Below are 12,129 nucleotides of genomic sequence, written 5' to 3' on the forward strand. Positions count from 1 at the left end.
CCTTATAACCTCAAGGGTATTTGCGCTTGTCCGGCGCCGGCGGGAAATACTGGTACAGCCAGGTCTCGCTCAACGTGCGATCGTTGGTGCGAATGAACAAGCGCAGTTCCACTGGCTCGACGCTGTCATTGGTCGGGTACCAATCGAACAGAATCCGATAACCCTTGATGTCATCCAGCACCAGCACGCTGAAGTCCTGCACCTTGCCGTTGGAGCAAGTGATCACGGGCTCGATCCCGGTGCCCTGTGGCAGGCGCTCGAGGCCGCCACCGGTGAAGTCCACGGCAAAACGCCGGGCCCAGACCGGCGGGTAGTGCTCACCCGGCGCCCAGCCCTCGGTGAAGCCGCCCATGCCCGAACGCGTCGCGTGCACCCTTGCCAGTGGCGTGCCCACCGGTGGCAGTGCGCTCCAGTACAGCTTGTAACCGTAATTCAGCGAATCACCGGCAGCCACTGGTTTCTTCGGCGTCCAGAACGCGACGATGTTATCCAGCGTCTCGCCGGTTGTAGGAATTTCCAGCAGATCGATAGAGCCTTCGCCCCAGGCGGTTGTAGGTTCTACCCACAGGCTCGGGCGTTTGCTGTACCAGTCGACAGTGTCCTGATAGTTGGCGAATTCGTGATCGGTCTGCACCAGGCCAAAGCCCTTCGGGTCCTTGTCGGCAAATGCGTTGAATTGCAGCGTCGCCGGGTTGTTTAACGGACGGCAGATCCACTCGCCATTGCCGCGCCACATGGCCAGGCGATCGGAGTCGTGGATTTGCGGGTGAATGGTGTCGCACATGCGACGTTCGTGGGTGCCGCAGCTGAACATGCTGGTCATCGGCGCCACGCCGAGTTGCTCGATGGTGGTTCGAGCGTTGATGTGCGCGTCGATTTCCATGACCACGCGCTCGGCCTGGCAATCGATGTCGAAGCGATAGGCGCCAGTGGCGCTCGGCGAGTCGAGCAGGGCGTAGACCACAAAACGCGTGGCGTTTTTATCCGGCGTTTCGAACCAGAACTTGGTGAAGTCGGGAAACTCCTCGCGCTTCTTCGCGTAGGTGTCGATGGCCAGGCCGCGTGCGGAGAGGCCATATTGGCCAGTGGCGTCGACTGCGCGGAAATAGCTGGCGCCGAGAAACGACACCACGTCATGGCGATCCAGCTCCGGCGCCTTGAACAGTTTGAAACCGGCGAAACCCAGGTCGCCCTTGAGCTGCTGGGTGTCGACCGAAGTGTTCTCGTAATTGAACAGCGCCGGACGGAAATGCACTTCGCGAGCCATGCGCGTCTTCGGATCAACGCTGTACATGCGCACCGGTTGACGGAAACCCATGCCGACGTGGAAGAACTGCACATCCAGCTGGCCTTTGTTCTCCTTCCACAGGGAATGCTCGCCGTCATAGCGGATCGCGTTGAAATTCTGTGGAGTCATGGTCGCCAGGGTCGGCGGCAATACCTGTTTCGTATCCTGATAGGCATTGCCGGCGAGCTGCTTGGCCTGACGCTTCAACGACTCGAAATCGAAGGCCTGGGCCTCGCCATCGGCGGCGCCACCATTGGCCGCCCAAGCGCGAGCGGCCAACAGGCCCGACGCGGAAAGACCGGTATAGGCCGCAATGGCCATGGACGCTTTGAGCAAATTCCTGCGGTGCATAAATACAACCTGTCGTGTGCAATCCCGCGCCTTTCCTGGCACGTGTCGGATCGGAAATTACGGTTCGGTCATGCCTTCGGCCAAACGCAACGGACTATAAACAGATGCCCGCTAGCTTAATCGGTTCGATTGTCGGGCAAAAAGGGTTGTTTGCACCGTGTCATCTGGCAATGAAACAAGACATGTCTGTAATTTTTCTGACAGGGCTCTCTGATTTAGAGGGCATATCTGCTTTTTTCGATTAATTACTCTAAAAACCACTTTTCAACGCCGATTTAATTCCTATTCTATGGGCAAGACCGGATACAAGCCTTCGTGCCGGCGGGGCACACGACGCTGCTCGAAGAGGCAGGGCGATGTGAGGTTCAGCAGTTTCTTGACTCAATAGAGAAGGACATCGTCCATGGCAAAAATACAAGGCATCACCGAAATGTTAGGCATCTTCCCTTGCTTGGGCGGCGGGCGCAGAAGACGCCGCCTCAACTCCGAGGAACTGAAACTGGTGGAACGTTATCGAGAGCTGTCAGAGAGCGACCGGATCGCCATGCGGTATTTGGTGGATGCGATGCGCAGTGTTTCGCGATTCTAAGGGGGAGGGGAGAAGGGGGCAGGCCGAGAGGCCTGCCCCTTTTCAATTGGGTAACGCTTGAAACATGCCCTTCTGAGTGGCGAGCAACATCTCGAAGCACACTCGCAGGTCGGGGTCGGGCACTTTCGAACTAGGCTGAGGGCCTTAGATCCGGATAACCCTTGTTTGGAGACGGAACATGAACACCCGTGGATTGCTCGATCAACTGCTCAAGTCCGGGCAGGAAATGCTGCAGAACAAGACTGGTGGCGCTTCCAACAAGTCGGCTGCCAGCGGACTGGGCGGCTTGCTCGGCGGCTCGTCAGGCTCCAGCGGCCTCGGCGGCCTGCTCTCCGGCGCGGGCGGCGGCGCATTGGCCGCTGGCGCGATGGGCCTGCTGCTTGGCAACAAAAAAGTCCGCAAGGTCGGCGGCAAAGTCGCCATCTACGGCGGCCTCGCCGCGCTGGGCGTGCTGGCCTACAAGGCCTACGGCAACTACAACGCCCAGAAAGGCAGCGCACCCCAACGCGAACCACAAACCCTCGACCGCCTGCCACCCGCGCAAGTCGAGCAGCACAGCCAGGCAATCCTCAAAGCCTTGGTCGCCGCCGCCAAAGCCGACGGCCACATCGACGAGCGCGAGCGCGAACTGATCGAAGGCGAATTCACCAAACTCGACAACGACCAGGAGCTGCAACACTGGCTCCACGCCGAACTCAACAAACCCCTCGACCCCACCGACGTCGCCCGCGCGGCAAGCACGCCGGAAATGGCGGCGGAGATGTACATCGCCAGTGTGATGCTGGTGGATGAGGAGAATTTTATGGAGAAGAGCTATCTGGATGAACTGGCACGGCAGTTGAAGCTGGAGCCGGGGTTGAAGGTGGAGTTGGAGAGGCAGGTGCGGTTGGCGGCAGATTGATTCTATGGGGTGAGAAATCGCAGTGTTGTGCTGCGATTTTTCCTGTGTCGCTTATTGAGGCGTCAATACAGATTTAGCTCGGAAAGCCGTTTTTAATCTTTTTGATTCGTGAACAATGATGTAATCAAGCCTCAATCATAAAATCTTCAATTCTTTCAATGAATTCGATTTTGCTTTTGGTTCTGAATTCACCTAGAAACTTTTCGGAGTTTTTGATTGGCTCACCTCTTCTATCGTATTCGATCGTTAGCATATCAATCACAAATTCTCCGTCGGGATCCCCTTCGGGCTCGACTCTCGTGTCAAAGCAATGGCCGGTACTCTGGCGGACTCCTCCGATCAGTACCGAACTAGAGAACCAGTTGCAAGTCTCCGGTGTCAGCTCCACCTCAAACAGATTGTTGATTGTTATTGTCCAGCCGCTTGGTACTCGGATGGGTTGGAGTTTGTATTCGAGTTTTGATCTCATTGGGTCTCTCCGAATCTTTGCATTCGTGAATACTTTGCTCTGATCATTCAAACGATAATCGTGCTTACTGCAGCGTTGAATAAATGCGCTGGCAAGTATCAATTTTTTTACTTTAATTTGTATTCGAATTTTTCATCTAAGCCCAGGGATATGTCCTGATTTTCTGTTCGCTCGAATATAAATATCATTTTTTTAAAAGTTTCGCCCATGCTTTGTTCAGATTCTTTCGAATTTTTCCATACTATTTCAATCGGACGCTCCACGTCCGTACTGAGCAAATCCCACAGAGAATTTAGGTTGTTTCCATAGTACTGAGCCCAAGAAAATGCAGAAGCTATCCGCTTGTGGAAATCCTGCTCGGAAGAAATGGATAGGCCGTCAAGTTCAATTATCATTCAGGTTATTTCCACTTTCCTATTGGGCTGACAGCGCCCATCAGCTCTGAGCAGCCTGCCTTAAGAAAAGGGGACAGATTTATATTCAGTTTGAAGAAAGAAATCTGTCCTCTTTTACTCAGTCCCTTTTGCTCAGAAGACAAAGCGACCACATGATCGCTCTGTCTTCAGAGATGAATTAGACCTCCTGCCGCCAAGCGGAAAACGTGATCACTGTGCCGGCTTCTTTTCTATTGGTGATTTCTACTTTATAGGTACCACCATTGATGCGGCCTTCAACGAGCGCTTTGCGCTCGTTGCCGCTGACTTCGGCGTCCTTTGCATGTTGCTGATAGAAGTCGATAACATCCGCGTATTCGGTAAAAGTCCTGAGAATGACCTCATATTCATGCTGAGGGCGTCCGGCTATTTTGTCCCAGTCACCGTCAATTGACGTGCCCTCCATACCCGGTGTCGTAAAGACACCGTGAGCGCCGGCGCCAATCAAGTGAGCTCGCTGCGGAAGCAACGGCAGCATCGCTTTTGGAAAATCGGAAGGTAATTGAGCCGCAGTCCAGGCTCCCTGTTTCGGCTGAGTCACGATGTACTCAACGTGGGCAATCTTCTGCGCAGCGGCTCGGCGTTCTGGATCGTCACTCTCCGCCCACAGCGCCATCATAGGAGGCAGTTGCTTACTCCAGGGGATCAAAGCATCGGCGTCAGACTTGCCGGCGCCTTCTGGCTGGAAAATGGTCAGCACGGTTTCCGGCGCATCGTTACAAGTCAATGGTTCCTCGCGAGACTTGACGGTGCAGTGGCCATTGACCAGTCCTACGGCGAGCAACTGCCCCTTGTCGTCCAGCAGCAATGCGCCGCGCTCAAATCCATTATTACCGTCGTCCATGGCGGTGATTACTTTTATGCCGGAAGGCACACCATCAACAAACGTCGACATTTCCGAATCGAGCGCTTCAAGAACCTGCTGCACGATCATCGTATTGTCATTGGTGTAACTTCCGGTTTGGTACCCAAAAAAATTAACGAGTGCAGAGCGAACCGCCGGGTCTTGGTTAAGCTTGGAAGCCCGTTCTGGACTGGCTTCGTTTGTGAGCAACAAGGCAGTTGTGCCGTCGGGACGTTGTTCGGATCGTAGTGACAGCGCGATTGCGCTTAGGGAGAAGGTGAAGGCTAAAAGCAAGGCGAGAGTGCGGCTCAAGTGTTTCAAGATAACAGTCCTTTGGTTATTTAATCCGTGAGAGTGGTCGCAGAGATGTGATCTGGTGATTATGCGTTGAGCATAAGTTTTCTGTTTTTCATTATTCTTGAATGGGGAGTTTAAGTTGACAGTCGCCTTGAAGGTTTCAGTGATGTGTTTTTCACGCGTATCAGGCGGCCCAGCCGATTTCTTCGTACGGCTAATCATTCAAGGCTTCCAGAATTCAATTCCCTCCACATGACGCTCTATGTCATTCATGTCAATCCTCACCAGGAATTGGGGCAAAATTTTTGCTGATGATTTTTTGATCTTGGATTGGTCGCTGAGTGACGTGTCATCGTTAATGAGCTCGGTTGTAGTTTTTGATATTCTTTAACCGGTTTGTCGCTATAGTAACTTCCCATTTTTTGTAGAAAAATCAAGGTAAATTCAATGTTTGCGAGTGCTTTCAGAGTATCTTCGATGATGAGTGTGATTATCCTGTTTTTTATATTTGTTTTCTCTGATTGAATGGCGCAAATGGGGGCGGATTTATTTCAATAGAAAATCGATTTCCCCTATTTTTCTGCTATGTGTCATGTTTAAGTGGTCTCACTAAAATTGATTTCGCCCTCGCTGCTTATGCAACCTATCAAACTAAACTGCTCGGAGAAAAAATAGGTGTGTTGCGGTATTTCAGAGAATGTCATTATTATTTTTTTAAGATCGGCGGTGTGGAATTTGTAAGCATTCTCTGTTAGCGAGTCGCCGATAAAGGTAATCTCAGTTATTTTGAGGTCTTTTGCTTTTTCTGAAATTTCTTCAATGGCTTTGTTAATAGTGTTTTTTGAATGCGATATGCTGTTGGGAAGTGAGCTCCAAGCGATTTTTGATCCAATAAACGGAAAATTTCTATTGATATGTGAGACGGCGTTGTCATGCGCATCATTGTTAAGTTTCATGTAGTTAATGCTGGATTCTAACAATTCTTTCTCAAGTTCTTCGTCGAAGTAGCTCATTTTTTAAATGCCTTTAGTAATTTTAATACGGTTTTTTCGCTTGCATTGAAAAGGTAATGTGGTGCTGGCTTTTTTCCTGACCAAACGTTTATATGTGCGCCGCTTCTTTCATCATATTCGATTCGATAGCCAGTCTTGCCGTCAGCGGTTTGCATGCCTACAACCTTCCCGGCATTTGTACCAAACTTCCCAATGGTTGGCTTTTCTGCTTTGAATCCATTGCTTTCAAGCCATTCAAGTGCCTTATTGCGCGCTTGCTCGAAATGCTCAAATTTAAGTGTCTCGCCAACCTCGGGCGGGGTCGTTTTTTGCGGAGGCTTTTTCGGAGTGGCACCGTTTGTCTGTTTACACACCAGCCCCAACGGATCCACCCACCCCGTAGGGTTAGGCACGTACTGGTAGCTGTTCAACCCACCCGCAAGCTTGATCGGGTCCGGCGTCAAGAACCGCCCAGTGCTCGGATTGTAGTAGCGGTGGCGGTTGTAATGTAACCCTGTCTCGACGTCGAAGTACTGACCCTGAAAACGCAGCGGGTTATCGATTTCGCTGATATCCAGCGCTGCGAGATTGCCGTAGGCGCGGTACTTTGCCGACCACATGATTTCGCCACTGTAGTCGGTGAGCTCTTGCGGAGTGCCAAGGTGGTCGAGTTGATAGTAGAACGGGGCAGCCTTTAGTGGGCCTTCGCCGTCGAGCATCGCCAACGGGCGGAAGCTGCCCGGCTCGTAGATGTAGCTGCGATAACGTTTTTCTGCGCTTTCGGCGATGAGGCGTTCGCCTTGCCAGAGGAATTCAGTGGTGTGGCCGTCGACGGTTTTCTCGATGCGGCGGCCGAAGGCGTCGTATTTGTAGCTTGCGGTGCTGCCACCCGGCAGGCTTACGCCGATCAGGCGGTGTTGGCAGTCGTAGCGGTATTCGGTGATGAGCTTTTGGCCGTTGCCGCGACGCTCGCGGATCAAATTTCCGTACGCGTCGTAGTCGTAGTGGCGGTCGCCCTGCATGAGCAGGCGGTTACCTTTGACGTTGGCGAGGTTGGCTGCGGGCAGGTCATTTTGCCCGAGGAGGTTGCCTGCCGGGTCGTGAGCGAAGCTCTCTGGCATGGCGCCGCGTACGCTGATCAGTCGGTCGAGTGGATCGTAGTGATAGCTGCGGTTGCCTTTGCGGCTGTCGTTAATACCGGCGAGGTTGCCGTTGGCATCGTAGTTGTAGCGACGCTGGAACAGGTGCTTGTCCCGTTGGCTGACGCTGTGGGCCTGTAGTCGGCCCTGTTCATCGTATTGGTATTGGCTAAGCAGCAAGCCTTGTTGGCGTTGTTGCTCGCGACCGGCGTTGAACTGGTGGCTGGTCAGGCGAGAGCCGTTGAGGTCGATGCTGCTCAGCCGTCCACCGGACAAATGACGGTAATCGAGCGTGCAGCCATCGGGCAGACGGCAGTGGCTGAGCTGACCGACTTTGTCGTAAGCGTAACGCGTGGTGCCCCAGCCCTGATGTTCGGTGATCAAGCGATCTTGCACGTCGTATTCATAAGCGAGCGGCCAATGGCCGTCGTCGACGTTTACCAGGCGACCGAGTGCGTCGTAGCTGTAATGAATCTCTTCGCCATCGGGCAGCGTCTTGACCAGCAAACGGCCTGCGGCATCGCGCTGGTATTCGGTAACCAGTTCACTACCGTCGTCACCGAACTCGGTTTTCTTCAGCAGTTGGCCGTTGAGGTCGTACTCGTACGCGGTGCGTCGACCATCGAAACCGGTTTCCTGCTGGATCAGGCCGTTCGAGTAATAATCGAGTTGATAGCGTTCGCCGCGCTCGTTTTCGATCTCGGTGAGGTTGAGTTGCGAGTTGTCGTAGCGATAGCGCAGTTGGCTGCCGTCGGGATTGATCCGGCGGCTGACGAGGTGCAGGTTGTCGGCGTATTCGTAGCGGGTGATCCGCCCGAGCTCGTCGCGTTCGGCGGTGACGCGGCCATACGGGTTGTAGGTAAACGCACGTGTGGCGCCGCCGGGCAGGGTGACCTGAGTGAGGCGGTCGACGACATCCCATTGGTATTGGGTGATCGCTCCGAATTCGTCCTGGCGAGTGATTTGCCGGCCGAGCGCATCGTAGCGATACTTGCGTTGACCTCCATCCGGCAGGCGTTCTTCCAGCAATTGGCCGAGGTTGTTCCAGCCCAGTTGATGACGACTGCCGTCGGAGTGACGGATCTCCAGCAAGCGTCCCTGACGGTCATAGCTGTAGAAGGTCTCGTTGCCGTCAGGATCGGTTTGTTGGGTGATATCGCCCTGACGGTTGCGTTCGTATTTCCAGCGGGCCTTGCCGCGCTGGACATCAATAAGTTGACCGTTGAAGTAGTTGTAACGCGTCGGAACACCTTCCGGTGGAATCACTGCAATCAAGCGTCCGGCATCGCTGTACTGATACTCGGTGATCGCTCCCATGGGATCTTTAACAGCAATCAGTCGACCCTGATCGTCATAAGCGTTCTGCGTTTCACCACCGTCGGGCGCGGTCTCACTGACCAGGCGTGCATTTTCGTCATGCACATAGACCAGCTCACTGCCGTCAGCGTTATGGACAATGACCGAGCCTTTATCGTCCCACTCGTAACGCGCTTCCATCTGCGCATAATTGGCCCAATGACGCACGCATCGGGACAGCTTGCCTTCACGCTCCCACTCCCAGAAGAAGCTAGCCCCTCCGGCCATTTGTCGCTCAAGGATGACGTGCTGATCGTTGTAGCGGTAATGCTCGGTTTCGCCGATCGCATTGGTGGAAGAAATCAGTTGATTGAGTGCGTTGTATCGGTAGGTGACGAGGGTATGAATCGTCAGCCATGGGTCTTGGCGTTCGCCGCGTTCATTGTATTCGTGGCGTTGTTGCTGTTGGTCGACAGCAACGATGTGTCTGTCTTCGTAGCGCAGCAAAAGGGCGCGCCCTGCGCCGTTATCTATGCGCTGGATACGATCAACGAAGTCATAACTGATGTGCAGACGATTTTCGTAAGCATCGCTGATCGCGGTCAGTCGACCGGCACGGAAATGGTAGAAGCGGGTTTTTGCCCCGGCTTGGGTCAAAATGAGTTCGCCGGGTTCATTACCTAGATAAATCGCTGCCTGAGCCAGGCTGTTAGTGATGGCCGGCCGCTGTTCCGTGGGCATCGGAAAACGGGTTTGCCGGTTCTCGTTGTCCGTCCACAGCACACCCTCATCGTCGATCTGCAAGCGATGAGACAGCGAATGACTCCAGCCATAGCCGAGGCGGCTATCAATTTCGACTGCACTGCTTCGGTATAGGCGTGTCCACTCAAAAGGCAGCAGGCCACCCAGTTCCCCATCGGTGAGCGTCAGTAACTCTTCACCGGTCACCATCGATACTGGTTCGCCGTCTGAGCATGTGTCGTCGACGCATTGTGCAGGTTTTTTTGCTGGGTTCTTCGGCTGTTCGGGGGCGTTGTCGACGGTCTCTACTTGCTCGATCCGTGAGGCTGGCTCATCTTTTTTACGGGTTTGAATCTGCGCATCGGATTCCAGTTTTCCGCCGGTGACCGGTAGCTTGCTCTTCGGAGCTGTCGCGGTTTCGGCAGGTTTGGGAGCGGCAATCTGAACATCCGCTTTGGGTGTCGGATTGAAATTCGAATCACTTCCGCCAGTGATCGGTGGCCTGCTTTTAGGAGCTGTGGCCGTTTCGGCGGGTTTGGGGGGCGCAATCTGAACATCCGCTTTGCGTGCCGGATTGAATTTCGAATCACCATTGAGTAGCAACGGCTTCGATGCTTCGGTATGGGGCGTCGCTTTGGACTTGCTGACTTTCATCAACATGCCGGTGAAGTCTTCAATCAGCTTTATGACTTTGCCGCTGCTTTGTACCCCTTTGACGGCCTTTGTACCCACGCGTACGGCCAAGCCAAGACCACCAGTCAAGACAACGCCGATCAAAATGTTGAGCAGGAACTCTGTCGACATTTGCGCCAGCACTTCGGTACAAGTCTGCGGCGGCAGCATTTTCACCCAGGCCACGATGGCCGCGACGTATATCCACATCAACGGCTCATCGCTCGCGATCAATAAAGCAGTGTGAATAGCGTCGGCAGAGGCGTCGTAAATTTTCTTGATCTGTTCTTCAGTGAAAAAGTTTTTCAGCTTCTCGTAGTTTTCGCGAGGATGGGCGATGAGGTCGTAGAGACTTTTGATATCGCCCCACAATCCCATAATCGCTTTCATGAAGCCTTCCCAGGCCGCTTCCAGCTCCTGCAAGGCGCGACCTCCAAGGGAGGCATCGGTGTGAGCTTGCCAGAGCGGCAGGAAGCTGGTGCTCCATTGGGTTTGTAGCCAGCCACCCAGCTCGCCGATCACACCTTGGTAGGAGTTGAATAAACTGTCGATCTGGGCACGCGTAGGATTCGGGAAGAAGGTGATTTTGTATTGCTGATTGGGAGTAAGGCCTGAAACTTCAAGAATCCCTGATGCATCAATGGTTTTATTGATGGTCGGTCCAACTTCGTTTTTGCCGATGAAGCGACCATTGACGACCGGTGTCAGTTGAACTGGCGTATTGCCGATCGGCACAAAGCGCGCGGACTCGAAACTATGGATCAGCACCAGCTTGCCGTTCGCAGGACAGTTGGCATAAAGGGTATTTTCCTTCTTGCTGTCCTTGTCAGCCGTGCCAACTTCGTCACCGACTTTGAATTGCTGCTCCGCATCCAGAATGCCGCCGTACCAGGCTTCGGCATGCTCGCGGTAATCCTTCAGGCACTTCTTGAAGTCGTTGATGATGGCCTGAGCATCGGGTTGTTTTGCTGTGAGACCGCCAACGATCCCGCCCATTAAAACGCTCATACCACCACCTCTTTTTCCAGATAGGCCTTCAACAGCCCGGTAAAGTTTTCTTCCGTGAGTGGCGTGCGTTTAACAAAGCGCGCCACTTTTTGTTTCAGGTTCGATTCGGGAAAGGAGAAATACAGATCGGCGTGTTCCTCCTGTAGCCACTGCAGCATGTTGCCGATAACGGTGGATGGATTTTCTGCCATCAACCCATCCAGCAACTCCTTCGGCACCTCCCACCACGGCCAGTCCCGCACCTTCGGCACGACCCGCGTGCCCACTTCCAGCGCTTGTCCATTAATCAGATACCGCTCAAACACCGGCAGCACCTCTCCGGCCTTCTCCCCAAGCCCCCGCAGGATCGGATAAATATGCCGCCCATCCCAAAACCGGAAAAACACCTCGGTGCCGTCCGGCATTTTTACCTGCGTCAGGCTGCGCAAATGTTCGAACACTTCGTTCGGCGCTGATCGCGATGTCGCCAGCCAGCCCCAGTCCAGCGCATCAGTTTCGGCGATCCAGGGCAGGAAGGCCGAATTCGGCTTGAGCTCGGTGAGGTAGGGCATCACCGGTTGCCAGGTGGAGTAGGGCGTGCCGCCCCAGATCGGCAGGAGCTGGGCGGTGGGTTCGGTGAGGTACAGGGTTTTCAGTGCGTCGGCGTCGCTGGCGGCGCTGACGATCAGGTACAGGCGCTCGCCGCTTTGCAGCGGCTGTTGCGCCAGCCAGTCCTTGGGGGAAATTCGTTCAGATGGCACAGGCACCTGCCTTGCATTTTTCGCATTCTTCGCAGAACGGCGCGTTACGTTTCAGGGTGTTGATCTGCGCCGGGGTCAGGACCTGGCCGGCCTTGTCGGCGTCGGCTTGTTTCAACACACCGGGCATCAACGGCGCCGCACCAGTCCCACTGCCCGGGCTGCCTCCGGAGTTCATGTTGATCACCGGCCCGCTCAGGGTCACGCCGCCAGCGTCGATCTTGATAAAGCTGCCACCACCCACCAGCGTGAGTTCGGCGCCGGCTTCCATGACCACTTTCATGCCGCTGCTCAGGTGGATTTCCTGGCCTGCGTCGATGAACTGGCCGGTGCCGATCTTGATGTGCTGATTCACGCCGACGGTGAGGTGG

9 protein-coding genes and 1 pseudogene are annotated in these 12,129 nt (G+C 54.3%); 2 read left to right on the forward strand and 8 right to left on the reverse strand.

The genetic code is table 11. The features are described 5' to 3' along the window. Nucleotides 1-10: 10 nt before the first annotated feature. Nucleotides 11-1,639, reverse strand: a complete 1,629-nt coding sequence (locus tag DCO47_RS06755; protein ID WP_064364377.1) for a glucan biosynthesis protein D — start codon at nucleotides 1,637-1,639, stop codon at nucleotides 11-13. A gap of 403 nt (nucleotides 1,640-2,042) precedes the next feature. Between DCO47_RS06755 and DCO47_RS06760 the strand changes: the two genes are divergently transcribed. Together DCO47_RS06760 and DCO47_RS06765 are read left to right on the forward strand one after the other, a co-directional pair. Then, nucleotides 2,043-2,228: a hypothetical protein gene (locus DCO47_RS06760; protein ID WP_016771524.1), complete on the forward strand. Its 186-nt coding sequence runs from the start codon at nucleotides 2,043-2,045 to the stop codon at nucleotides 2,226-2,228. Between the two features lie 178 nt (nucleotides 2,229-2,406). Then, nucleotides 2,407-3,129, forward strand: a complete 723-nt coding sequence (locus DCO47_RS06765) for a tellurite resistance TerB family protein (RefSeq protein ID WP_064364376.1) — start codon at nucleotides 2,407-2,409, stop codon at nucleotides 3,127-3,129. Between the two features lie 124 nt (nucleotides 3,130-3,253). Here DCO47_RS06765 and DCO47_RS06770 read toward each other — a convergent pair whose 3' ends face one another. The 7 genes and pseudogenes from DCO47_RS06770 to DCO47_RS06800 form a co-directional block, all read right to left on the reverse strand. After that, nucleotides 3,254-3,598: a hypothetical protein gene (locus DCO47_RS06770; protein ID WP_071174496.1), complete on the reverse strand. Its 345-nt coding sequence runs from the start codon at nucleotides 3,596-3,598 to the stop codon at nucleotides 3,254-3,256. Nucleotides 3,599-3,705: 107 nt separating this feature from the next. Continuing rightward, entirely contained in the window at nucleotides 3,706-3,993 is a 288-nt protein-coding gene (locus tag DCO47_RS06775) for a barstar family protein (protein WP_064364374.1), read from the reverse strand. Between the two features lie 178 nt (nucleotides 3,994-4,171). Continuing rightward, nucleotides 4,172-5,395, reverse strand: coding sequence for a hypothetical protein (locus tag DCO47_RS06780; RefSeq protein WP_231982450.1), 1,224 nt, complete (start codon nucleotides 5,393-5,395; stop codon nucleotides 4,172-4,174). A gap of 374 nt (nucleotides 5,396-5,769) precedes the next feature. Beyond that, the gene (locus tag DCO47_RS06785; RefSeq protein ID WP_064364373.1) at nucleotides 5,770-6,186 is read right to left on the reverse strand and encodes a hypothetical protein; all 417 of its coding nucleotides are present in this window, start codon (nucleotides 6,184-6,186) and stop codon (nucleotides 5,770-5,772) included. Next, on the reverse strand, nucleotides 6,183-11,021 hold the full coding sequence (locus DCO47_RS27510; protein WP_064364372.1) for an RHS repeat-associated core domain-containing protein: 4,839 nt from the start codon (nucleotides 11,019-11,021) through the stop codon (nucleotides 6,183-6,185). Before DCO47_RS27510 ends, DCO47_RS06785 begins: the two co-directional genes overlap by 4 nt. Then, a complete protein-coding gene (locus DCO47_RS06795; RefSeq protein ID WP_116657772.1) occupies nucleotides 11,018-11,761 on the reverse strand; it encodes a DUF4123 domain-containing protein in 744 nt (247 codons plus the stop codon). Before DCO47_RS06795 ends, DCO47_RS27510 begins: the two co-directional genes overlap by 4 nt. Beyond that, nucleotides 11,751-12,129: pseudogene (locus tag DCO47_RS06800) on the reverse strand (DUF2345 domain-containing protein); the annotation flags it as partial. The pseudogene DCO47_RS06800 and the gene DCO47_RS06795, both read right to left, overlap by 11 nt.

Source organism: Pseudomonas sp. NDM, assembly GCF_003105095.1.
In the GTDB taxonomy this organism is placed as follows: domain Bacteria; phylum Pseudomonadota; class Gammaproteobacteria; order Pseudomonadales; family Pseudomonadaceae; genus Aquipseudomonas; species Aquipseudomonas moraviensis_A.

Excerpts from the sequence above, each read along its gene's own strand:
- DCO47_RS06755 (WP_064364377.1), bottom strand. The coding sequence starts at position 1,639 with ATGCACCGCAGGAATTTGCTCAAAGCGTCCATGGCCATTGCGGCCTAT.
- DCO47_RS06760 (WP_016771524.1), top strand. The coding sequence starts at position 2,043 with ATGGCAAAAATACAAGGCATCACCGAAATGTTAGGCATCTTCCCTTGC.
- DCO47_RS06765 (WP_064364376.1), top strand. The coding sequence starts at position 2,407 with ATGAACACCCGTGGATTGCTCGATCAACTGCTCAAGTCCGGGCAGGAA.
- DCO47_RS06770 (WP_071174496.1), bottom strand. The coding sequence starts at position 3,598 with ATGAGATCAAAACTCGAATACAAACTCCAACCCATCCGAGTACCAAGC.
- DCO47_RS06775 (WP_064364374.1), bottom strand. The coding sequence starts at position 3,993 with ATGATAATTGAACTTGACGGCCTATCCATTTCTTCCGAGCAGGATTTC.
- DCO47_RS06780 (WP_231982450.1), bottom strand. The coding sequence starts at position 5,395 with ATGATTAGCCGTACGAAGAAATCGGCTGGGCCGCCTGATACGCGTGAA.
- DCO47_RS06785 (WP_064364373.1), bottom strand. The coding sequence starts at position 6,186 with ATGAGCTACTTCGACGAAGAACTTGAGAAAGAATTGTTAGAATCCAGC.
- DCO47_RS27510 (WP_064364372.1), bottom strand. The coding sequence starts at position 11,021 with ATGAGCGTTTTAATGGGCGGGATCGTTGGCGGTCTCACAGCAAAACAA.